Below are 21,484 nucleotides of genomic sequence, written 5' to 3' on the forward strand. Positions count from 1 at the left end.
TGTGTCTAAGGAAACACACGCGAAAGAAACCCCCCATGTTGTTATCATCGGTGCCGGTTTTGCCGGTCTCCAGGCTGCCCGGGATTTAGATAATGCCCCGGTGCAGGTAACATTAATTGATAAACAAAATTATCATTTGTTTCAACCCCTGTTGTATCAGGTGGCAACTGCAGGACTATCACCGGAGGATATCGCGCATCCCGTTCGGGCCATATTGCGGGGGCAGGATAATCTGAATTTCCGTAATACCGAGGTCATTGATGTAAAGCTAACCGAGCAGCGACTTGTGACTAAAACCGGCGAATTACACTATGATTATTTGATCATAGCTGCCGGCGGCACTCATAATTTCTTCGGGCTGCGATCGGTAGCAGCTCACAGCTTCGGCTTAAAGACGATTGAAGAAGCCGTATCCATTCGCAACCACGTATTGGAGCGGTTTGAATTGGCCAATCAGGAAAACGATGCCGATAAGCGCCGTGCTATGCTCACCTTTGTTGTAGTTGGCGGCGGACCAACCGGAGTTGAATCCGCCGGGGCTTTGTCGGAGCTATTTTATAAAGTATTAACAAAAGACTATCCTCGCCTAAATTTCAAAGAAGTGCGCATCCTTCTGCTGGAAGCAGGGCAGAATTTATTACCTGCTGTGCCTGAGGACTTGCAGGAGTTTACTACCGAGACACTATGGAAAAAGCATGTGGAAGTACGTTTTGGAGCAATGGTTACCGATTTTGACGGGGAACGGGTTACCTTAAAAGGCGGAGAAATCATTCCGGCTCAAACCCTTATATGGGCTGCCGGCGTACGCGCTGCAGGACTGATCGACATGCTTGGCGTAAACCAGGGCAGCTTGGCCAGGGCAATTGTAACACCAACTCTTCAATTGTCTGAGCATCCCGAAGTATTTGTTATTGGTGATGCCGCTCATTGCGAGGAAAATGGCAAACCGCTCCCGATGAATGCTCTTGTGGCCCTCCAGCAGGGCTCTGCAGCGGCTTCTAACATCTGGCGGCTTCTGCAGGATGATAAATGTGAACCTTTTATATTTCATGACTTGGGCTCAATGGCCACCATAGGCCGCAATTCAGCAGTAGCTAAAATCGGCAGTTTAAAGATAAAGGGCCTGATTGCCTGGCTGTTATGGACGGGCGTCCATATTGTCCGCCTGGCAGGCTTTCGCAACCGTCTTTTTGTCTTTTGGAAATGGTTCTGGGATTATATTTTCTATGAGCGCGCCGTCCGGCTGATTACTAAGGAATAAATAAAAAAGGCAGATTGCAGTCTAAACGACATGCAATCTGCCTTTTACTATTCTTATGCTTTCTTTTGAAAAGATTCATAGATTTCCTGGTATTCAGGTGTAGCAGGAATCGATTTGTAAATATACAAGTGAACACCATTGGGGTCATCAACAACAAAACTGCGCTCTCCCCATGGTTTATTCTGCATTTCTTGTAGAATAGGTACTCCTTCTGCCTTCAAGCGGGCATATTCGGAATCTACGTCAGCAACTTCAAAAGAAAGGATTAAGCCTTTTCCGTTAAAATATTCTCCCGCTTCCCGCTGAGGCAGGGTAAAGCTAATACCAGCAGGAATTTCCGTACCTACTAATTCAATATACCAGTCGCTTTCATAAACTAACTGGAATCCAAAATGATCCATGTAAAATTCTTTAGATTCAATTAACTTATTTGTACTGATGGTAGCATCTACTCGCGTAAATTTCATGGTTACTATACCTCCGAAAGACTTACCTCTTTCTAGTTTCACCAAATATTTCTAAAATCCTGCTATAAACGGATATCAATGCCAAGAACACCAATTACTATTTCCTGGTAATTACGAATAGGCACTGCCAGCGTGATACAAGGCTGCCGGGATATAGCAGAAACATAGACTTCAGAAATATAATGTTTCCCTTTAAGTGCTTCTCTAAACCATTCTCGCGAAGAAGCATTGGCAATCCCCGCAGATGGCAAGGAAACAATAAAGTGACCGTCAGGCTGATTTGTCCAGGCTGCCTCCAATCCATAACCTGCATCCAATAATTCACGCAGAGCTTGTTCATGCCCTTTTATAGATAAATCAGTAATACGCGAGTCTTTGACCATTTTCAGTATTATGTCTTTCAGATGGTTGATCTTTGCTTTTAATGCCTGCTGCTCGCTATCCTGCATGGCAACCAGCATAATTGCACCAGTTGTTTTTACAAGGTCATCGGCCACACCGGCCATAATTCTTCCCATATTACGCGTTTCATTAAAATGCTCAGCCTGATTCTCCAGCGCTGCTGTCATGCTGTCAATATGCTTAGCTGCCTGTGCGCAAAGATCCGTCATACTTGCCAGCATTTGCGTGGCCTCGCTGGTTGCATGTAATTGTTTATGACGGGCGGCACTCTCTTCAGCCAGCTGAGCTTCTACATGGCTGGTAGCAGCAACAATATCTTTTAAACTTTTCTCGGCTTGTGTCATGGCTTGCATACCGCGTTCAACCGATCCGGCCCCCTGCTCAGCGGCAGTTGCAGCTTCCATGATCCCTTTATCAATTTGCACCAGCAGACCATTAGCCGAGTTAGCAGCCTGGTTACTGGCATCAGACAGCTTCTGTATTTCCTGTGCCACTACCGCAAAGCCGCGTCCGTGTTCGCCTGCTCTGGCAGCTTCAATACTGGCATTTAAGGCAAGCAAATTCGTTTGAGAGGAAATACCTTGAATCGTGTTTAAAAAAGCATCTATTTGGCGGGCAACCTGCATCAAGGAACGAATGCGTTCTTCCAGAGCAGATGATGCCTGCTGAATGTCTGACATAGCATTGGCTACCTCACCGACTTGTAAAAAGCCCTGCTCAGCACTCTGTTTCGTTTTTCCGCTATCCTGATAGATACTTCCGGCAATTGAAGAAATAGACTGGGCAGCCTCCATAACCTCACCGATTTGCTGATTAGCTGCTAGTGCCTCCCGGGTAAGAGCGGTCGACAGTTCCCGGGTACGGGCAGCTTCATGACGGATGTCTTGTGCTAACAATCCTGCATTGGTGATTGCTTCATTAACCTGATTGACTGCTGATGCAACTTGACCGGATGAGGCTTGGGTGTCCTGGGTAAATTGGCGCAGCATATCCGCTAATAACCCAATATTAGTCACTAATGGCTGTAACTCACTAGGATAATCACTTGACTTCAGCTTGCCTGCCATTCTGCCTGCAGCGTATTCAGCCGTACTGTCAGTCAGTCTTTGAATCGCCTTTTTCCTGCCAAACCAAAGCATAATTTGCTCCTCCCAACTATAAAAAAGAGATCGCCTCATTTTCTGAAGCGACCTCTTTGTCATTTCACTACTCTATTATGATTGTAGGCAATAATGGTTATTTTTGTCAAGAGCTGCGCGCTCAAAATTCTTTTAATTTAATACTGAGTGTCTCTAAAAGCTCGGTAAAATGATTAATCTGCCTATTCTCAGCCGCTTTAATAGCGAGAAATGCACATACTTTAGCATCATGCAAAGCATGGTGATGCTCGAAGGACACCCCAAAATTATCTGCCAGCGCTGATAATTTATAACTTGGCTGATCAGGCCAGACTCGTCTTGCCATATCAATCGTACAGGCATGCTGAAAACGGGGCATCGGAAGATCATACGCCTTTATTACACTACGCAGCACACTGATATCAAAAGGGGCATTATGGGCAATCACAATCTTTCCCTCTAAATGGGGTCTGATTTTCTCCCATAATTCAGCAAAAGAAGGTTTATCTGCTACATCTTCAGCCCGGATTCCATGAATACGGGTATTCCAATAATCAAACTTTAGCTCTGGCGGCCGGATGAGGGAATAAGCAGTTCTCGTTATTTTTCCATTTTCTACTGTAACGGCAGCCAAACTGCAGGCACTGGAGCGATAACGATTAGCTGTTTCAAAGTCAATTGCAACGAAATTCATAGGCCCTGCTCGCTTTCTGTGGTTTGCCAATTAATTCGACACAACTGCTTCGAAATCCCCTATCCCCTTTATTTTATATTCTTACTGCCCCGTTTTGTCATCGGCACTTGATTTTGGCATAGCGGACAGTCGTCTTGCTGATAAGTTTGCACCTGCAATTGCAACAGTGATTTTGCCGGTATACCAAAATCGACCGTTCCGCCGCTCCGGTCTACCAGCAGTCCAACTCCGACTGGAATTCCGCCGTGCTCTCGTACTACCTCAAGCACTTCCTGGACCGAGCCGCCTGTCGTAACAATATCCTCCACAATCAGCACCCTCTCGCCAGGCTTAATAACAAAACCACGCCGCAAGGTCATTTTTCCATTTTCCCGTTCCGTAAAAATAGCCCTTGTTTTTAAATTTTTGCCTACTTCATGGGCAAGCAGAATACCACCGGTTACCGGCCCGATCACCAATTCCACCTGTTCATCGGCAAACTGCTCGGCTAAGGCTGCACACATCCTGGCCGTATGCTCCGGATACTGCAAAACCTGAAATTTTTCTACATACATCGGGCTATGCAAACCGGAGGTTAACAGAAAATGCCCTTCCAAAATAGCTCCAGTTTCGACTAGTAATTGTTTTACATCATTTTCGGTCATTTATGATTCCCCCCGTATTTCCTTTACGATTTCTTCAACGGCCTGCACAGGCGACGCAGCAGCTGTAATCGGCCGGCCTACTACTAACTGGCTGGCGCCTGCCTGAATGGCATCAGCTGGCGTGGCGATGCGCTTTTGATCATTAGTTGCAGACGCTTGGGGCCTAATGCCTGGTGTCACTACTAAAAATTCAGAACCGCACATTTTACGAATAAGTGGTGCTTCTTGAGGAGAAGCCACAACGCCATCAATACCTGCTGACTGGGCCAGACAAGCCAACTTTACCACCTGCTCGCTAATAGGCAGCTGACCGCCAATTTCTTGCCATTCGGCTTCATCAAGACTGGTTAAAGCGGTAATTGCTACCAGCTTAGGCCGGGGAACGCCGTTAACGGTGGCAGCTTCCGCAGCCGCCCTGGCGGCTGCCGCCAGCATCGACCGCCCGCCCGCTGCATGAAGGCTGATAATGGAAGCCCCCAGCCGGGTTAGTGCTGCTACGCTGCAGGCAACAGTATTGGGGATGTCATGCAATTTCAGATCTAAAAACACTTCTTTATCTGCACTGCGCAAAAATTCGACCGTCTGCTCACCGGCACTATAGAATAATTCCATACCGACTTTGTAAAAGTTCACGCTTGCTCCCAGATCGTTTACCAGTTGCTTCATTTTATCAAGTGAATTAACGTCCAAAGCGACAATTAGCCGTTTATCCGCTGTAATCATCATCTATTCCTCCTATACCAGTTCTTTATCTTTTGTCTCAGGCACCAGGAAATATACATTAACGGCTGCTGCCACATAGATAAAAGCCAGCAATGCCAGTGCACCGCTTAAGCTGTACTGGGCAGCCAATGCTCCGATTGCAAGCGGGGCGAAGCCACCTACCGCCCGTCCCGTATTGAAGATAAAGTTCTCTGCTGTTGAACGTGCTTCCGTACTGTAGTTTTCTGATAGCAGTGCACCGTATCCCGCCATCATTCCGTTACAGAAGAAGCCTAAAATGGCACCACCAACCAGCAAATGCATCGGATCGGACAGATTGGCATAGGCCCACACTGCTGCCGCCGAAGCTAATTGAAAGGAAATATAAGCAGGCCGGCGACCGATCTTGTCGGCTATATAACCGAAAACTCCGATTCCTGCAATCATGCCGATAACAGTAACAATCATCCACAAGCTGGTCTTGTTAAGTGAAAGTCCGTGCTTTTGCATTAAAATGGTCGGCAGCCAGATCATAATTCCGTAATAGCCTGTATTTTGGACACTTGTCATCACGGTCAGTCCAAAAGTTGTGGTAGAAGTTTTCCTGTCAGCGAATAAATGCCACAAAGGAAAGGTCGTGCTGGTTTTATATGCTGCAGTTTCTTGCTCAGTAAGAGGCTGTCCACTCTTTACTTTCTCCTGCAGCATTTTTTTCTGCTGTTGCTTATCCAGCCAAATCTGAGGCTCTGCCAGACCATAACGGGACCACGCAGCAAAGACAGCAGGTAAAGCGCCTACCAGAAATACAGCCCGCCAGCCGTAGTTAGGAAGGACATAAGCACTTACTACGGCTGCTAACACCACGCCTAGCTGCCAGCCTACTGCCACAGCGCCAGTTGCCCGTGCGCGTTTAGCTTTCGGCCAGGTCTCAGTCACTAGCGTCATACCAATACCGAACTCTCCGCCTAATCCCAGACCCGCCAAGAATCGATAAATATTTAATTCTGTAAAACTGGTTGCAAAAGCTGTTAGTCCGGTAAAAACAGAAAAAATCAGGATGGTCCACGAAAAGACCTTAACACGCCCCTGGTAATCCGCTAATATACCAAATAAATAACCACCCATAACCGCGCCGATAAGTGTAACTGTTGCTACTAGTCCACCCTGCGCTAACGTAAGCCCAAAAGATCCCATTACCGCAGTCATAACAAATGACAGAATAAGCATATCCAATCCGTCCATTGCATACCCTGCCACAGATGCTCCCAGTATTTTCCAGAGATACGCCTCTGTCTGCTGATTTACACCTGATAATTGCTGTGGTTCGTTTGTTGCTGTCGTTCTTGTTTCCATGTTGCCTCTCTCCTCCTTGTTATTTGCAGGCACCAAGGTAACAAAAAAAGGCTTTCTGCAGTTTCCTGGCAGAAAGCCTCTGGCTTTTGTTATAAGTATGCAAAATGCACACCAGAGCCGTTCCCTTGCCAGCCTCGCAGGACTGTCTTAAAGGTACCTGTTTAATTGTATATTATTATGGCATGACCACAGCCTCATGTCAATGCCGTTTTTGTTATTTGGGCTGCCGGTCTGTTTTTGCGGGTTTGACAGGAATAGCTGAAAGAATCAGTTTTGTGCCTTCGCGATTTACTTTAATATCAAAATCAACAATGCCTTCTTTAAACAATTGCATTTTAATTTCTAGCAGACCTTTCCCGACTTTCTCCTGTAATTCGGGTGTGAAAAAAGAGCTGTGAAAATCAGGCTGCTGCTTTTTGGCGACTGGTTTAACTGGTTTAGCAGCTTCCTCTTCTACTGGGCTATTCTCAAAAGTAATAATCTCTTTATGTCCGACAAACATATCGGCATCACTGAGATTCTTTTTAATGGTTAATTTGGCCATGATTGTCACCTGCTTCGCTATACTTTACCACTATTATAAACTTCATAGCAATTTATAACAAGCAGCTTCGTCTTGTATTACCCGCACCTTGCCCTATCTGGCTGATGAAACTTTGCGAAGCCTGCATTACCGTTTCGCCGAACAACGCACTGATTAGTGCTACGGTTGCCGCAACGGTCTGTTCTTCCTCGTCTAATAATGGATTTAACTCAACAAACTCAGCTGAAGTAATACACCGCGATGCAAATAGCAGCTTTAGCGCCTGCAGGCTGTCGGCAAAGCTGATTCCGCTCCGGACAGGCGTACCCACTCCCGGCGCTTCCTTCGGATCAATGCCATCAAGATCAAAACTGAGATGAATGCCATCAACGCGCTCCTTTAGATAAGCGATTGTCTCTGAAATGACATTCTTCATGCCGAGCCGTTTTACATCCTGAGCAGTAAACACCTTAATACGCTTTTGCTCAATTAGCTGACGCTCACCGTCATCAAGGTCACGAACTCCGATGAGTACAATATTTTCGGCTTTTACCTTGCCGGCATAGCCACCTGCATTGACTAGTGCAGGATGACCTAAGCCCATACTTGCAGCTAACGGCATGCCATGTATATTACCGCTAGGCGTTGTTTCAGTCGTATTCATATCCCCGTGTGCATCATACCAGATAACACCCAGGTTTTCATAATGTTGTGCTATACCTGCTATTGTGCCAACAGAAATACTATGATCACCGCCTATGATTAGCGGCATCCGTTTACTATCGATAATCTCTGATACGTTTTTTGCAATCTTTTCACTGGCAGCAGCAATCAGTCTGCCATTACGAAAAGATTCACACTGATGCCCCTCATGAGCATTAGATGCAATTGCTACATCTCCTGCGTCGTTTATCTCTATTGATAACGCTTGCAGGCGTTTTAACAAACCTGCACTGCGCAATGCATCTGGAGCTAAGTTAGTACCAAAGCGGGTTTGTCCAAGCCATTGTCCAATGCCAAGCAAAGTTACAGGTACTGTCATGCAATCATCCCTTCCTCAAATACACTACTAATTTTTATCATCGCTTTATTTTATATGCTATCGCAAATAAGCGCAATAGTGATTTTTCGAGAGATAATTGCCATTAATTAATGATTATGCATGTTTATGCAGACATTTGAGCTTTTACGATATTTTCTGGTAATTTTGACCTACTGCAATGCGGCAAAATACCTTGGCTGCGCAAAAAAGAAGGCTAAGAGGTTATTGCTTCTTTTGAGTAAAATCACATAAAAATTTTTAACTATAAATTTACTAAACCTCTTTTTACGGCACCTTAACTTTTCCTGGCATGGGGACGGTTCCAGTGCACACGATTTGCATTTTAAAAAACGCTTACTGCCAGAAGAGGCAATAAGCGTTCCTTACGTTTATTCAATAATTGTCAAAATCTCTTCTACCGGCTTACGGGGCGGATACGCCCACTTACCTTCGTCAGGTACCCCTAATGGTGACATGGCAGCAAGAAAATAGCCAGCTTTGGTAAACCCTATATATTCGCTGATTTCCTGTGCAGCGTAGGTAGGTCCAGTCATCCAGCAGGTTCCGTAGCCGAGATTGGCAGCAGCTAGCTGGAGATTCTCCAATGCCGCTGCAATATTCTGTACAGCCGGATTTGGCCTGGCATACTCCAAAGCCTCGTTGACAGGCATTACTCCTGCTGCTAATAAATCATCGGCCACTGTTGGGTAAGGACCGGCGTAAACGAGGACCAATACCGGCGCGGCCTTGAAAACGGTATGGTAGTGTACCATGGCCCGTAACGCCTTTGCCTTGGCATCATCCTTAATATATCCTGCCAGTTTCTCATTCTTCGCCATTACCAAGTTGGCAATGGCAGCAATTTTTTCTTTGTTAGTAACAACAACAAAATGCCAGTTCTGCAGGTTTTTCCCTGATGGAGCATAAGTAGCTGCTTTGATCATTTCTTGTAAGTGTTCAGCCGCAATCGGCTGGTCCTTAAATTTACGTACGCTGTGGCGCTGATAAATAAAATCTAATTTCGTCATAAAACAAACCCCTTTATCCTTTATTTCCTTATTCATAAAAACCAAAATGTTCACGAATAAACTCCGTAAATTGGCGGCAAAGCTCCGGATCAAACTGAACACCGGCACAACTGGTAATTTCTGTCAAACAAGCCTTCAAACAAATTGGGCTTCGATAACACCGTAAGCTGGTCATTGCATCAAAAGCATCACAGAGTGACAACATTCTGCTGTATGGAGGAATATCCTCTTGCTTCAGCCCTTTGGGATAGCCTTTACCATCCCACCGCTCATGATGGTGGCGTATAATCTCCACAATTGGTTCCATACCCGCTATGGTTCCTAATAGTTCAGCACCATCCTGGGCATGCTGCTTCATAACCGCCAATTCCTCATCAGTCAGACGGCCTGGCTTATTCAGGATATGCTCAGGAGTATTAATTTTTCCTACATCATGCATCAAGCCTACCATGTATGCTAAATTAATCTGCTCTGGTGCAAAGTCCAAATAAGCTGCAAGGCCGGCCATCAATTCAGCAACATGTTCAGCATGCCTGGCTGTATACTCATCGCGAAAATAAATTTTATTACAATAATGATCGATTGCATCCATATTGACCTGGTCTATCAGCAACGGAGCCTGCTTATTGCTCATTTCTCACCTTGCAAGAATTCGTTCATTTCCAAAATACGTATATACATAATTTGTTATTGCCAGCCATTATCCCTTTCGGAATTCTTGCCGCATGAAAATTTAACAAAGAATACTGTACTACAAAGCTACTCCAATTATTGGTTTGTTGACATTTTATAGACGAAATAGTAATATGTCTATAGATAAAATAAACATAGATAAGGATGGTTTGATATGAAACAGCTATCTGATTTGTTTTGGAATGCCTCTGTTGCCGAATTGCAGCAAGGATATATATATTGCGAGCACAGCCAGGAATATATGTGCCTCATCTGCGGCCACAAATCAATTAAAGGTATTATTTACGCTGACGAAGCCACCTATTATGAGGCTGAAAAATATATACAGCTTCATATTTATCGTGAACACTCTTCAACATTTGCCTACTTGTTGAGCCTGGATAAAAAATTTACCGGTTTAACGGATCATCAGAAAACGTTGCTTACCCACTTTTACGAAGGCCGAACTGATGCCGATATTGTCCGGGAAACAGGAAGTGGCAGCACTTCCACTATCCGCAATCACCGCTTTACGTTAAGAGAAAAAGAAAAGCAGGCAAAAGTATTTTTAGCCATTATGGGAATGGTAACTGCCAAACCTGCGCAGCAGTCTTCCTTTATCACCATTCATAAGACCGCTACTATGGTTGATGAACGATATGCTATGACAGAAGAGGACAACGAAAAAATCTTACGTGCCTATTTTCCTGAAGGCTTAGCAGGTCCATTAAGTGAGTTTCCTGGTAAAGAAAAACGCAAAGTAGCTGTTTTACGGCATATTATCAAGCGGTTTGATCCGAACTGCCGCTATTCAGAAAAAGAGGTCAATGCCATCCTAAAAAAAGTCCATTCCGACTACGTAACGCTGCGGCGTTATTTAATCGAGTATGGGTTCATGGACCGCATTGCCGATGGCTCCCAGTATTGGGTCATGTTATAATAAAGGAGTGTATTTTTATGGATAGAAAAAAAGAATTGAAAACCCGCTATAAGGAAACACCGCGTCCTACCGGGATTTATCAAATACGCAATACTGCTAACGGCAAACTTCTAATCGGCAGCAGCCTTAACTTAGACGGCTCTGTGAACAGCAACCGGTTTCAATTGAAAATGAACTGTCATCGCAATTCCCAATTACAGCAGGACTGGCAGACTTACGGTGAGACTTCTTTTACTTTTGAGATATTGGAAGAGTTAAAGCCGGCTGATATTCAATCGCCCGACTGTAAAGAAATATTAAACAAATTAGAAGAACAGTGGCTGCTCAAACTACAGCCCTACGGTAATAAAGGTTATAACAAAATACCTGCGAAGTAAAAGACTCCCGGCTTAAAGCCGGGAGTCTCTTCTATCTATTGCGGATAAATTGATTCTAATGTGAGTTCATTCAACCGGATGTCAGGATAACCCAATCGGCGATCAGGCAAAAACACGCCATGGCAATCAGAACCGCCGGTAATCAGCTTGTTGTGACGGCGGCTCCATGCTATAGCAGCACGCACCGTTTCTGCTTTATGGCTGGGATGATAGCACTCAACACCGGCGATATCAACCTTGCCAAAATAATTTAACGTTTCTTCCAATTCAGTGCCGTGAAAAGCGCTGCCCGGATGAGCCAGCACCGGAATTCCTCCCGCCTGGCGGATCGTTTCTATCGCCTTGACAGGCGATGGAAACTCAGGGAAAGTAATTCCTGCAAGTGGCGTAAAGAGATTAGCAAAAAAGTCCTTCGCATCTGTGCATAAGCCTTTATCAATCAAGAAGCTTAAGGATTTCCATCCTCCCCGGGCAGGATTATGCTGATAGTCGACATATTCCTGATAATCCAACTTTATACCTGCAGCAATTAGTTTCTTAATACTGTCGTGATCTGCTTCTTCCATTAACTCATAATTATGTTTTAGTAATTGCTGCAACGCTGCTGTCTGCAAGTTAATTTTATATCCTAAAATATGAAATGATTGCCTTTTTAGCGTCGTGGATATTTCCACTCCTGTACAAAAGCCAATTCCTGCAGTTGCTGCTAATTGTTCAGTTTCGGTAACATTAGCAACAGTATCATGGTCGGTGACCGCAAAAAAAGAGATTCCAGCTTGCTGTATTTGAGAGACTAATTGCTCCGGCGTCCAAGATCCATCTGATGCAGTCGTATGAATATGTAAATCTACCTTCACAAAAACCTCCTACTTAAATTAGTGCAGATAGGGCTTAATAGCTTGTATTACCTGCTGAGGCAGAACATCCTTCATGCATTGCTGATGATTGAAGCGGCACTTCATTTTATGACAAGTCCTGCAGCCTAGCTCTGCCTCCAAAACAGAATGGCCTTGTTCCAACGGACCAAAGCGATTAGGATTAGTGGGTCCGAAGATGCTAACAGTAGGGATTCCCATAGCTATCGCCATATGCAAAGGTCCTGTATCACCAGTGACAACGACGGTAGATTTTTTCAGTAAGGCAGCCAATTGAGGCAAATTTGTATGTCCTACGGCATCAATAACAGGTGCGCTCGTTTTCTGCAATACTTGTTGCGCCAGGCAGCGGTCAGCCGGACCACCACACAGCATAACTCTCGCATGCTGAGCTAGTGCATCGGCAAGCTCAGCAAAATATTCGGGAGGCCAGTTTTTGGCAGACCATGTTGTTGCCGGTATAAGTGCAACAAGCTTTTGCTGCGGCTTGATCCCTGCCGAGGCCAGAAACTGCTCTGCGAAGTCAATATCTGGTTTCGTTAATTCCAGCGTCATATTGTAACTGCCAGGCTTAATGCCGAAAGGCTGCAGTATGCTGAGATACCGCTGAATCATATGGCTTTCGCTTTCTGGAGCAGGCGCTATTTCCGTCATAAATAAGCTATTCAGTTCTCGCGTGTTTGATAGGCCGATGCGCCTTTTAGCACCACTGGCTAGTGCCACCATGCCGCTTAAGAAAAGGCCATGCACATCAAGTGCAATATCAAAATTACGGGCACGCAAATCAAGACGAAGCTGTTGCCACAGCTTCCAGGCCTCAGCAAAACGGCCATGGCGCATATGATCTTCCCATTTTTCCCGCGGCCATACATAGACCTCATCGATGTAAGGGTTAGCTTCCAGCAAATCTGCCGCCCCCCGGCCAACGACCCATGTTATATGTGCAGCAGGAAAGGCTTGCTTCAATTCTCGTACAACAGGAGTACAATGCAATACATCCCCAATTGAGCTAAGCCGAATAACTAAAAAACGCTTGGCGGTCACTATAATCTCCTTTAATACAGATAGTATTTACTATATACAAATATGTTCTCTTTCATCCGAATATCTTCTTACATAATCTCTATTCCAGCTTTTCAATCGATAAGTTTACACGGTAATTTCCGTAGCGCAGCAGTAAATTTAAAAAGCTGGTTAAATCTGAATTAGCAGGAAAGCAGGCCTTTAACCAATAACAGCCTTCTCCGCTGATACGATGCACTTCTTCTACTTCTGTCCGGCTCTTAAGAAACTGCCGCAGTTCATCATGAAGCGTAGTCTTCATAAAGATGGTAATTAGAGCAATAACCGGTTTTCCTAGCTTACTTTCATCCATAATAGCTGTATACCGTTCAATAATCCCCAGATCCTCAAGCCGGTGAACCCGATCGGCAACAGCTTGTCCGGTAAGATGAATCTGACGGCCGATTTCTTTCCATTGAGCCCTTCCATTACGTTTTAGATATTCGATAATTTCATAATCGATATAATCAAGCATAATTGTTCATTTCCTTTCCTGACGTAAGCGACAGCCAGCTTTTGACTTGCGTGCCTATTAGAGATTACAGTCACTATAGGCTATGCTTATGATAAGACTATGATAAGGGGGCAGGATGATTTGAAAATCCGTTTAATTCGCCATGCAACGCTGCTAGTTACTTTAGGAGCCAAAAGAATACTTATTGATCCTATGCTGAGCTCAGCAGGGACAATGAGCGCCGTAGACAATTCTCCCAACCCAAAGCCAAATCCACTGCTTGATCTGACCATGCCGCTTTCCGATTTGCTTACTGCCGATGCAGCCTGCGTCACCCATTTACATCGCGACCACTTTGATGAACGTGCTAAGGAGCTTCTGCCTAAAACTATCCCCTTGTTTTGTCAGCCTGGCGATGAGGAAAAGCTGCGCAGCTTCTCCTTTACTACGCCTCACCCGATTGCTAGCAGCCTGCATTGGGATGGCATAACGATTAGCCGAACAAGCGGCCAGCATGGAACAGGTACAATTGGGGTGAACATGGGACCGGTTTCAGGATTTGTATTTGAGCATCAGGGGGCTTCCTTATATATTGCCGGCGATACAATATGGTGCAACGACACGAAAGCCGCACTTGACCGCTACCGCCCGCATATTGTGGTAATTAATACCGGTGCCGCCCAGTTTCTGACGGGAGGACCAATCGTCATGGACAGCGAAGACGTAATTACACTGTGCCGTTATGTTCCGGCGGCCAAAGTAATCGCTGTCCATATGGAAGCGTTCAACCATTGCCTGCTGACTCGCAATGAGCTGCGAGCTTTAGCTAGGGAACGGCAGATTAAAAACCTCTTTATTCCAGGTGATGGTGAGGAGCTTGTCTTTGATCCCGATTAGCATCAGCTGGCCTTACTGCTAAGTATACTCCCGAAATGATAATAATGGCACTAGCTATTTTTACTACTGTAACCGGCTCATGCAGAAAATACCACGCCTGGCCGATAGTAAAAACTGGTACCAGGTTAATAAAAATCGCTGACCGGGACGCACCAATTTCCTGGATGGCAATAAGCTGAAAAAGATATCCAATCACAGAGGCAAAAACAGCCATATAGCCAACTGCCAGCCATCCCCCTAAGGTAGTATCGGGAAGGTACGTCATCGGCTGCTCCCAGATAACAAAAGGAATAGCCACTACTGTACACACCAGAAATGTATAAGCGGTAATCATCAAGGGAGACAGGTCATATCTTTGCATGACCTTCCGGCTGAGAATGGAATAACCAGCCCAGCTCCAGACGGCACCAAACATTAAAATGTCTCCCGTATTTATACTGAGATGCTGAATTACTTGCCAGTCACCACCAGTGATGACCAAAAAAACACCAAAAAAGGACAATAAAAAGCCGGCCAGTCGTACTCGATTAATCTTGTCTCCTAAAAATATAGCTGCCAATAATGCTGTCACCATTGGATTTGTTGAGCCAATCAGCGATGAGTTAATTGCGGTTGTGTACTGGAGGCACGCAAAAAACAGGCTATGATACAAGAAAGTCCCCGCAAATCCAAGTAATAACAGAGGCAGCCATTCGTCCCGCTTGGGAAGCCAGCGCTCTTGGCGCCTATAATATAGGATGGTAAAAATAAAAGGCAGGGCAAATAAAAAGCGGAAAAATGTGAGTGCAAAAGGCGGGAACTCACGTACTGCAAATTTCCCGGTAATAAACGCACCTGACCAAAACAGCGCTGTTAAAATCATCATACTGTACACTCTCAGATTAGACATTAGGCACCTCCCATGGATTGTATACTAAGTTTCACCATGAAAAGAAAGATGTCCTGCACATACCCGCATAAAAGAAGACTTGGAACAGTTGTTCCAAGTCTTTTGTTATTTCTTCACCGTTGCTTCAGCAGCCTCCATTGTTAAAAAGCGTACATCTGTCGGCTTCGTCAATGTCCGGTCAAGCTCAAACCCCACTTTCAGCTTGCCTTTAAGCACCGTTTCCGCTAAACCCTGAGCATTCACTTTGGCCAGATAAATATTATTCTTGCCATCTACGCCAACCAGATTGTATTTTGCACCGTACGGTGAAATAACTCGCCAGCTCCCGTCACCATTACGTACATAAACAATGCCTTCTGCCAAATTATCATAAATGAGCGAGTCCTGGTCAAAGAGAACTCCAATCCGGCCAATGCGGGTTCCTGAAAGATAGACCCGATTTAAATCCTGATTAGCATCGGTACGATAAATCCGATATTGTTCAGGACCGCTTGCAACTAAAACCTGCATGTATATGACGTTAGTGGCCGTTGAATAAGCGACATCTGTAATTTTACTGCCTGTCGGTAGTTTGTCAATCGTAGTAGATAACTGATGTCCATCAGAATGAGGATTAATTTGAGTAAGGACAACTTTAGTAGCATCTTTGGCAGTATTATCAGTATAAACGGCCATAAGCGCCAAATCGCGATCTTCCAGCCATTTAAAATACGATACCTTTTGATTATTCAAGGGAATTGAACGAAGCAATGCTTTTGGTGACGTCCCATAGATTTCTACAGACTCATCTTTCACAACTGCCATATAGTGTTTATTTCGGGAGTAATAGGTTTTCCCGTCTACAACTGCATGTGCTTCTGTGACTGCACTAACTTGAAATGAGGTAGCAGGGGCGAACAATACCCGATCCAGATAAAAATAAAAGCTTGCCTGAAACAAAAGGCCTGCCAACAGCCATATTGCCAGTTTATAACTTGATTTCACTAGCTGCCCTCCTCATCATTTTACGATAAAAGCGGTGGGAATCATACGTTCACCTAGCATATCGCAAGGTTTATTCACTACTTTTCCATTGTAATACAGTGTAGTGCTAGATCCACCATCTAAATTAGCTGCCACATAGGCACCTTGCTCATACAAAATATTTTGCACATCCAATAGAGTTGCCCCCAGCGAATAGCCTGGCTGCCTTCCGTCAATGACTAAAAGCAAAATCGTTCCATCTTTACGCTGACCAATAGCGGTCCGCGGCGCAACGCCCCAGCCGCCATCACCATCTCCATCCTTAATGAGTTTTTTCCCATTAATAATAAGCGGTGGTCCAAAAGAAACCCCTTCTGCTACATTCATTTCCCGCATTTCTTTAGGTGTATAATTACCGGCTACTAAAACACCGGCCTTAGTTACTCCAATTAGCTGAACCTGCTCTTTTATATCGCCGCCGATCAGGAATTTGCCCTCATTAATAATTACTCCATATGGCAGCCTTCCCGTGCCAGTACCATTTGGATCATAAAACCCGCCGGCATTAATAGCAGCTACTGCATTATTAGCAATTCCAATCGAACTGGTAGTATCGCCTTTTTCTTGTATATCCTGAGCAGTAGCCGCCTTGACGCGGGTTGGGTCAGGAATCTCAAGCATATAACCAGTAAAACGGGTAGCATTAATGTTGACTAGTCGAAGCGAACTCGTTTCCCGTTTTGTAAACTGAAACAAGTCCTGCTTAGGCTGGTTAGTCGGGTTAAATTCTCCCACAATCTCTTTAATTTCCTTTTCAGAGAAGATCCATGTAATATAGTGTGGATGACGTGAAGTTAGAACAGCTCCTACCACACTTCGTTTAATGTTATCAAACGGTCCGAAAAGAGTGATAAACGGTGCCGTAATCAGTAAAAATACTAGGTTAATAATAATGAAGCGAAAGTATATATTTGAGGCAATGGCTAGTTTCGTCATCGCTCGCCCTCTTCTTTGTTTTTTGGACTATTTTAAAGTATAGAATAGTCTTCTTTGGTTAGTCGTTCTTCAAAATGCTTAAGATCCACAGAATTGCCTATCCAGACTCGATTCAACACTAAAGGATTATCACCTTTTTTGGCCCAGCCAGCGTTAGTCGTTACAGCAAACGTCATCCCTTTTTCGCGCAGAAGCTTAAGCGTAATGTCGTTATAACTGCTATACGGGTAGCAAAACCAACGGGTATCCTGATTTAGGTTGCGATCAAGTACTTGTTTGGATTTTGCAATTTCTTCAGCTTGCTCTGCTGGAGAAAGCTTTGCCAACTCTCTATGAAAATAACTATGCGAGCCGACTTGCATTCCAGATGCCTTCATTTCCTTGAGTTGTTCCCATGTTAAATTTGTACCGACCTCCCCGGCAGGAATAAATACCATGCTGGGAAATCTGTATTGTTTTAATATAGGCATAGCCACATCAAAAGTATCCCGGTAGCCGTCATCAAAAGTAAGCACAACCGGTTTTTCAGGCAAGGCTTTCCCTTCACTGATATAGCCGGCTAGCTCATCCAAAGTAATGGGATTGTAATGGTTTTTGTATAAAAAATCCATTTGCTCGACAAATCTTTCTTTGGAGATAACGGCATCATTATCTCGTTCATCGCCAATGCTGTGATACATGAGTACAGGAATTCCGCGAGGCACCGAGAGAGAGGCTGCAGGAGCTTTGTCTCTTACTGTAATAGACGTTTGTCCTTTCGGCCCTTCTGAGGACTCAGGTTGCTTAGAGATATTGCCGCAGCCGGTAAGAAAAAATACGACAATAATAAACAGGGTTTGCACTAATTGAAAATTTTTATTCATTATATCACCAAATCATGCTTTTTTACATCAAAATTCTACAAACTTAGGAAAAGTCCTTCAACTATTCTCCCATGAATTAATCTCGTATCGATTAACAGGGGCGCCTCGGTGTCAGGCCTTACTTATTTATGGCACTCAAAAGCTGTGGGCTTGTCCTCTTCCTGATCAAGCAGACGTACCGTATTATGCATTGTGAGAAGCACAATCTCCGTAGCTTCTCTTGTTGCGGCTTCCCGCTGACTAGGACTCATATATTTTGTTAATGTCAACGCTTCAATGGTATTTTCCACTATTTGGGCGGTTAATCGTAACAGCCCCGTTTCCATTTGTCTGTCCATTATCATCTCATCTCCATCATGCCCTAACGCTCTGGCGCCCCCCCTATCACTATAGTTGATTATTGCTGCGAACCAAGACTAACGGTGTCACTGCTTTTGGTATTTCTCTTACAAATAAGTACGAAAACCTCCGATAAGGTATCGAAGGTTTTCGCATAAAACTATTCGGTTTTATTTTCGTCTCGCCGTGCACGCTGCTGCCGCTGTTTTGCAAGCTTGGCATTATTGACCGGTTCAATTTTTGTGCCAAATTTAGCGGATAGTAGTTTTTCAATTTCTTCCGGTGTCAATTTGTAGGTTTTAACATCAGGTCTTTCCATGCTCATTGTAACTCCTCCGTCGCTGCTAGTTTAGATTGCCCAGGCTACGGGGAAAACGTACTACTCTCCTCATAAAACTAAAAAAAAGCTTCTGACTTTGTCCTAGAAGCCTTAGTTGCTATGATGGTGCGGTTGGTGAGATTTGAACTCACACGGATCTCTCCGCCACCCCCTCAAGATGGTGCGTCTGCCGTTCCGCCACAACCGCATATATGAAGTTATATTACTAATATTATCACTTTATGTCCGCTTTGTCAATGCTGTCCCCTGTCAATAAAAGCTATTCACCCGCGCCCTCAACTTACTCAATGGCCTGAATAAAGCGGGTTACCTGCTGAATTACGTCAGCACTACCGACAACTACTAATCGGTCATTTACTTGAATATCAGCAAGAGGTCCCGGTGATATAATCACTTCCGTTCCCCGCCGGATTGCAACTAAGGTAGCGCCTGTGCGCTGCCACAGCTTAACATCGGCAATCGTTTTTCCCGGCAAATGAGAGTATTCAGGAACTCTGATTTCAACCGGATTATAAGGAGTCAGATTCCTGAGGCGGTCAGAATAGCCAATGATATTAGTAAAAACCTCTTCAAGACGCACATCAATTTCGTGTTTTCTCTCCAGAAGCAATTCCAGTTCCTGTTTTAGCGAATATACCGACTCTACGTTTTTAGAATGCTCAATGAAGCGCAGTGCCTGCTCCACAGACAGCACCACCACTTCTTTGCCTTGTGCTACCGATACGACATTGCCATCTTTAAGCAGGGCAACCGCTTTGCGAATTGTTTCAGAAGACACATTATAATTACCTGCCAATAGCGTCCTGCCTGAAATCTTTGCGCCAACCGGAAATTCTTCGTTAATAATTCGCTGTGCTAAATCTAATGCAATTGAATGATACATAGACATTGGTGCCGTCATTTCTCCACCCCGCATACTTCAATACCTTTATTATATAATAAATTACGTACAAACTTCAAAGCCGGTAAAAAAAACCTGCGCAGCACCAAATACCACGCAGGTCCTTTATATTAACTACTTATACCACTTGACAATACTTGCTGCCCATGTCAGCCCACCGCCAAAACCAACCATGGCAATTGTGTCGCCTTTTTTGATCTTACCGTCTTTAACAGCCTCATCAAGCGCAATTGGTATGGAAGCTGCTGAAGTATTGCCATATTTGTCAACATTGACAACGACTTTATCCATCGGCATGCCAACGCGTTTGGCAGCAGACTGGATAATCCGGATATTAGCCTGGTGGGGTACCAGATAGTCAATGTCTGCGGTTGTCAAATTCGCCATTTCGAGTGCCTGCTTTACGGCCTCTCCCATAACTTTAACCGCAAATTTAAATACTTCATTTCCATCCATACGGGTGTAGTGAAGACGCTGCGCCACCGTTTCCGCAGTTGCAGGAAGGCGGGATCCACCGGCAGGCATTTTCAGCAAATCACCGCCGGCACCTTCAGCGCCTAGATGAACTCCAAGAACACCAAATCCTTCAGGAACCTCCGCCAAAACAGCAGCGCCGGCTCCATCACCAAACAGGATAGCCGTATTGCGGTCTGTCCAGTCAGTAATTGTCGATAATGCTTCTGCCCCAATGATGAGAATCTTTTTATACATTCCTGTTTGAATAAATGTGCTGCCGGTCACGAGAGCATACATAAAACCGGAGCATACGGCCGTGAGATCAAAAGCAGCCGCATTAACAGCTTTCAAGTTATTCTGAACCAGACAGGCAACCGATGGAAACACCATGTCAGGAGTTACAGTCGCAACAATAATCAAGTCAAGCTCTTCAGCGCTGACTCCGGCATCAGCCAAAGCCCGCTCAGCGGCTATAGTGGCTAAATCTGATGTTGCCTGTTCTGCACCAACAACACGTCTTTCCCGAATTCCGGTACGCTCCACAATCCAGGTATCAGATGTATCTATTATTTTTTCTAAATCACCGTTTGTAATTACTTTTTCCGGTACATAAGATCCAATTCCTATAATACCCGCATGCTTTTTTTCCAACTCTGAACGAACCCCCTTGTTAAGACTATAATTTAAGTACCCTTTTTATTATAAACTACTAGGACCTACTAAAACCTATTTTTAAAATAAATATTTTTCCGGACAATAAAAGTGCAATATTGTAGTATTACCGGTCTGAGCTCTTTATTATACATAATAGTTACTATTACATCTAAAAACTCAAAAAAGGAATCAGCCCGTAATCCTGGGCTAATTCCTTTTATTGCATCATTTGGTGCGGCCGAGTGGATTTGAACCACCACGAGATTGCTCCCACTAGTTCCTGAGACTAGCGCGTCTGCCGTTCCGCCACGGCCGCATAAAGATTATATGGAGCGGGTGATGGGAATCGAACCCACGCAGCTAGCTTGGAAGGCTAGGACTCTACCATTGAGCTACACCCGCATGAAAGCATGTAATACAAAAGTGGTGGAGGGAGAAGGATTCGAACCTTCGAAGGTGAAAACCGGCAGATTTACAGTCTGCTCCCTTTAGCCACTCGGGAACCCCTCCAGGTAACATGGTGCCTCAGGGCAGAATCGAACTGCCGACACGAGGATTTTCAGTCCTCTGCT

The 21,484-nt window shown here is 44.6% G+C and carries 25 protein-coding genes and 4 tRNA genes; 4 read left to right on the forward strand and 25 right to left on the reverse strand.

Annotation, left to right across the window (positions count from 1 at the left end; genetic code table 11):
- Position 1: 1 nt before the first annotated feature.
- Positions 2-1,261, forward strand: a complete 1,260-nt coding sequence (locus RTR76_RS12135; RefSeq protein ID WP_312521008.1) for an NAD(P)/FAD-dependent oxidoreductase — start codon at positions 2-4, stop codon at positions 1,259-1,261.
- Positions 1,262-1,314: 53 nt separating this feature from the next.
- Here the strand turns inward: RTR76_RS12135 and RTR76_RS12140 are convergent, their stop codons facing one another.
- From RTR76_RS12140 to RTR76_RS12185, 10 genes are all read right to left on the reverse strand, one after another.
- A complete protein-coding gene (locus tag RTR76_RS12140; protein ID WP_312521010.1) occupies positions 1,315-1,728 on the reverse strand; it encodes a VOC family protein in 414 nt (137 codons plus the stop codon).
- A gap of 62 nt (positions 1,729-1,790) precedes the next feature.
- The gene (locus RTR76_RS12145) at positions 1,791-3,269 is read right to left on the reverse strand and encodes a methyl-accepting chemotaxis protein (RefSeq protein WP_312521012.1); all 1,479 of its coding nucleotides are present in this window, start codon (positions 3,267-3,269) and stop codon (positions 1,791-1,793) included.
- Between the two features lie 121 nt (positions 3,270-3,390).
- Positions 3,391-3,942: a 3'-5' exonuclease gene (locus RTR76_RS12150; RefSeq protein ID WP_312521013.1), complete on the reverse strand. Its 552-nt coding sequence runs from the start codon at positions 3,940-3,942 to the stop codon at positions 3,391-3,393.
- A 68-nt stretch (positions 3,943-4,010) separates the two neighbouring features.
- Entirely contained in the window at positions 4,011-4,586 is a 576-nt protein-coding gene (gene pyrE, locus RTR76_RS12155) for an orotate phosphoribosyltransferase (RefSeq protein ID WP_312521015.1), read from the reverse strand.
- Positions 4,587-5,312: an orotidine-5'-phosphate decarboxylase gene (gene pyrF, locus RTR76_RS12160; protein ID WP_312521017.1), complete on the reverse strand. Its 726-nt coding sequence runs from the start codon at positions 5,310-5,312 to the stop codon at positions 4,587-4,589.
- 9 nt (positions 5,313-5,321) lie between these two features.
- Complete coding sequence (locus tag RTR76_RS12165) at positions 5,322-6,641, reverse strand: MFS transporter (RefSeq protein WP_312521019.1); 1,320 nt, start codon at positions 6,639-6,641, stop codon at positions 5,322-5,324.
- Positions 6,642-6,855: 214 nt separating this feature from the next.
- Positions 6,856-7,185, reverse strand: a complete 330-nt coding sequence (locus tag RTR76_RS12170) for a hypothetical protein (RefSeq protein ID WP_312521021.1) — start codon at positions 7,183-7,185, stop codon at positions 6,856-6,858.
- A 52-nt stretch (positions 7,186-7,237) separates the two neighbouring features.
- The gene (rocF, locus tag RTR76_RS12175; RefSeq protein WP_312521023.1) at positions 7,238-8,206 is read right to left on the reverse strand and encodes an arginase; all 969 of its coding nucleotides are present in this window, start codon (positions 8,204-8,206) and stop codon (positions 7,238-7,240) included.
- Positions 8,207-8,595: 389 nt separating this feature from the next.
- Positions 8,596-9,234 (reverse strand): nitroreductase family protein, encoded by a 639-nt coding sequence (locus RTR76_RS12180; RefSeq protein WP_312521025.1) that lies wholly within the window; start codon positions 9,232-9,234, stop codon positions 8,596-8,598.
- 28 nt (positions 9,235-9,262) lie between these two features.
- Entirely contained in the window at positions 9,263-9,868 is a 606-nt protein-coding gene (locus RTR76_RS12185) for an HD-GYP domain-containing protein (RefSeq protein ID WP_312521027.1), read from the reverse strand.
- Positions 9,869-10,081: 213 nt separating this feature from the next.
- Here RTR76_RS12185 and RTR76_RS12190 point away from each other — a divergent pair, with 213 nt between their 5' ends.
- Together RTR76_RS12190 and RTR76_RS12195 are read left to right on the forward strand one after the other, a co-directional pair.
- A complete protein-coding gene (locus tag RTR76_RS12190) occupies positions 10,082-10,846 on the forward strand; it encodes a DUF2087 domain-containing protein (protein ID WP_312521029.1) in 765 nt (254 codons plus the stop codon).
- 17 nt (positions 10,847-10,863) lie between these two features.
- On the forward strand, positions 10,864-11,223 hold the full coding sequence (locus RTR76_RS12195; RefSeq protein WP_312521031.1) for a GIY-YIG nuclease family protein: 360 nt from the start codon (positions 10,864-10,866) through the stop codon (positions 11,221-11,223).
- 35 nt (positions 11,224-11,258) lie between these two features.
- On the opposite strand, the gene RTR76_RS12200 is transcribed toward RTR76_RS12195, so the two are convergent.
- The 3 genes from RTR76_RS12200 to RTR76_RS12210 all read right to left on the reverse strand — a co-directional run bounded on the left by RTR76_RS12200 (position 11,259) and on the right by RTR76_RS12210 (position 13,635).
- Positions 11,259-12,080, reverse strand: a complete 822-nt coding sequence (locus RTR76_RS12200; RefSeq protein ID WP_312521033.1) for a PHP domain-containing protein — start codon at positions 12,078-12,080, stop codon at positions 11,259-11,261.
- An 18-nt stretch (positions 12,081-12,098) separates the two neighbouring features.
- Complete coding sequence (waaF, locus tag RTR76_RS12205; protein WP_312521035.1) at positions 12,099-13,142, reverse strand: lipopolysaccharide heptosyltransferase II; 1,044 nt, start codon at positions 13,140-13,142, stop codon at positions 12,099-12,101.
- Positions 13,143-13,221: 79 nt separating this feature from the next.
- A complete protein-coding gene (locus RTR76_RS12210) occupies positions 13,222-13,635 on the reverse strand; it encodes an Lrp/AsnC family transcriptional regulator (RefSeq protein ID WP_312521037.1) in 414 nt (137 codons plus the stop codon).
- Positions 13,636-13,755: 120 nt separating this feature from the next.
- Here RTR76_RS12210 and RTR76_RS12215 point away from each other — a divergent pair, with 120 nt between their 5' ends.
- The gene (locus RTR76_RS12215) at positions 13,756-14,511 is read left to right on the forward strand and encodes an MBL fold metallo-hydrolase (protein ID WP_312521038.1); all 756 of its coding nucleotides are present in this window, start codon (positions 13,756-13,758) and stop codon (positions 14,509-14,511) included.
- Here the strand turns inward: RTR76_RS12215 and RTR76_RS12220 are convergent.
- The 12 genes from RTR76_RS12220 to RTR76_RS12275 form a co-directional block, all read right to left on the reverse strand.
- Positions 14,468-15,400, reverse strand: a complete 933-nt coding sequence (locus RTR76_RS12220; RefSeq protein WP_312521040.1) for a DMT family transporter — start codon at positions 15,398-15,400, stop codon at positions 14,468-14,470. The two genes, RTR76_RS12215 and RTR76_RS12220, sit on opposite strands and share 44 nt — an antisense overlap.
- Before the next feature lie 105 nt (positions 15,401-15,505).
- Positions 15,506-16,384, reverse strand: a complete 879-nt coding sequence (locus RTR76_RS12225; protein ID WP_312521042.1) for a hypothetical protein — start codon at positions 16,382-16,384, stop codon at positions 15,506-15,508.
- 15 nt (positions 16,385-16,399) lie between these two features.
- Positions 16,400-17,359 (reverse strand): phosphodiester glycosidase family protein, encoded by a 960-nt coding sequence (locus RTR76_RS12230; RefSeq protein ID WP_312521044.1) that lies wholly within the window; start codon positions 17,357-17,359, stop codon positions 16,400-16,402.
- Positions 17,360-17,391: 32 nt separating this feature from the next.
- Positions 17,392-18,222, reverse strand: coding sequence for a polysaccharide deacetylase family protein (locus tag RTR76_RS12235; RefSeq protein WP_312521046.1), 831 nt, complete (start codon positions 18,220-18,222; stop codon positions 17,392-17,394).
- A 122-nt stretch (positions 18,223-18,344) separates the two neighbouring features.
- Positions 18,345-18,560: a hypothetical protein gene (locus RTR76_RS12240; RefSeq protein WP_312521048.1), complete on the reverse strand. Its 216-nt coding sequence runs from the start codon at positions 18,558-18,560 to the stop codon at positions 18,345-18,347.
- Positions 18,561-18,721: 161 nt separating this feature from the next.
- On the reverse strand, positions 18,722-18,886 hold the full coding sequence (locus tag RTR76_RS12245) for a hypothetical protein (RefSeq protein ID WP_312521050.1): 165 nt from the start codon (positions 18,884-18,886) through the stop codon (positions 18,722-18,724).
- Between the two features lie 118 nt (positions 18,887-19,004).
- Positions 19,005-19,088: transfer RNA gene (locus tag RTR76_RS12250), tRNA-Leu, on the reverse strand.
- 93 nt (positions 19,089-19,181) lie between these two features.
- Complete coding sequence (locus RTR76_RS12255; protein WP_312521052.1) at positions 19,182-19,802, reverse strand: TrkA C-terminal domain-containing protein; 621 nt, start codon at positions 19,800-19,802, stop codon at positions 19,182-19,184.
- Positions 19,803-19,916: 114 nt separating this feature from the next.
- The gene (locus RTR76_RS12260; protein ID WP_312521054.1) at positions 19,917-20,909 is read right to left on the reverse strand and encodes a beta-ketoacyl-ACP synthase III; all 993 of its coding nucleotides are present in this window, start codon (positions 20,907-20,909) and stop codon (positions 19,917-19,919) included.
- Between the two features lie 233 nt (positions 20,910-21,142).
- A tRNA-Leu gene (locus tag RTR76_RS12265) sits at positions 21,143-21,228 on the reverse strand.
- A gap of 12 nt (positions 21,229-21,240) precedes the next feature.
- Positions 21,241-21,314 (reverse strand) — tRNA-Gly (locus tag RTR76_RS12270).
- Positions 21,315-21,336: 22 nt separating this feature from the next.
- Positions 21,337-21,422: transfer RNA gene (locus RTR76_RS12275), tRNA-Tyr, on the reverse strand.
- Positions 21,423-21,484: the final 62 nt, after the last annotated feature.

This window comes from Anaerospora sp. (genome assembly GCF_032013335.1).
Classification (GTDB): Bacteria; Bacillota; Negativicutes; order Sporomusales; family DSM-15969; genus Anaerospora.

Coding starts and splice junctions, on each gene's coding strand:
- RTR76_RS12140 (WP_312521010.1), bottom strand. CDS start 1,728: ATGAAATTTACGCGAGTAGATGCTACCATCAGTACAAATAAGTTAATT.
- RTR76_RS12145 (WP_312521012.1), bottom strand. CDS start 3,269: ATGCTTTGGTTTGGCAGGAAAAAGGCGATTCAAAGACTGACTGACAGT.
- RTR76_RS12150 (WP_312521013.1), bottom strand. CDS start 3,942: ATGAATTTCGTTGCAATTGACTTTGAAACAGCTAATCGTTATCGCTCC.
- pyrE (WP_312521015.1), bottom strand. CDS start 4,586: ATGACCGAAAATGATGTAAAACAATTACTAGTCGAAACTGGAGCTATT.
- pyrF (WP_312521017.1), bottom strand. CDS start 5,312: ATGATGATTACAGCGGATAAACGGCTAATTGTCGCTTTGGACGTTAAT.
- RTR76_RS12165 (WP_312521019.1), bottom strand. CDS start 6,641: ATGGAAACAAGAACGACAGCAACAAACGAACCACAGCAATTATCAGGT.
- RTR76_RS12170 (WP_312521021.1), bottom strand. CDS start 7,185: ATGGCCAAATTAACCATTAAAAAGAATCTCAGTGATGCCGATATGTTT.
- rocF (WP_312521023.1), bottom strand. CDS start 8,206: ATGACAGTACCTGTAACTTTGCTTGGCATTGGACAATGGCTTGGACAA.
- RTR76_RS12180 (WP_312521025.1), bottom strand. CDS start 9,234: ATGACGAAATTAGATTTTATTTATCAGCGCCACAGCGTACGTAAATTT.
- RTR76_RS12185 (WP_312521027.1), bottom strand. CDS start 9,868: ATGAGCAATAAGCAGGCTCCGTTGCTGATAGACCAGGTCAATATGGAT.
- RTR76_RS12190 (WP_312521029.1), top strand. CDS start 10,082: ATGAAACAGCTATCTGATTTGTTTTGGAATGCCTCTGTTGCCGAATTG.
- RTR76_RS12195 (WP_312521031.1), top strand. CDS start 10,864: ATGGATAGAAAAAAAGAATTGAAAACCCGCTATAAGGAAACACCGCGT.
- RTR76_RS12210 (WP_312521037.1), bottom strand. CDS start 13,635: ATGCTTGATTATATCGATTATGAAATTATCGAATATCTAAAACGTAAT.
- RTR76_RS12220 (WP_312521040.1), bottom strand. CDS start 15,400: ATGTCTAATCTGAGAGTGTACAGTATGATGATTTTAACAGCGCTGTTT.
- RTR76_RS12230 (WP_312521044.1), bottom strand. CDS start 17,359: ATGACGAAACTAGCCATTGCCTCAAATATATACTTTCGCTTCATTATT.
- RTR76_RS12235 (WP_312521046.1), bottom strand. CDS start 18,222: ATGAATAAAAATTTTCAATTAGTGCAAACCCTGTTTATTATTGTCGTA.
- RTR76_RS12240 (WP_312521048.1), bottom strand. CDS start 18,560: ATGGACAGACAAATGGAAACGGGGCTGTTACGATTAACCGCCCAAATA.
- RTR76_RS12245 (WP_312521050.1), bottom strand. CDS start 18,886: ATGAGCATGGAAAGACCTGATGTTAAAACCTACAAATTGACACCGGAA.
- RTR76_RS12255 (WP_312521052.1), bottom strand. CDS start 19,802: ATGACGGCACCAATGTCTATGTATCATTCAATTGCATTAGATTTAGCA.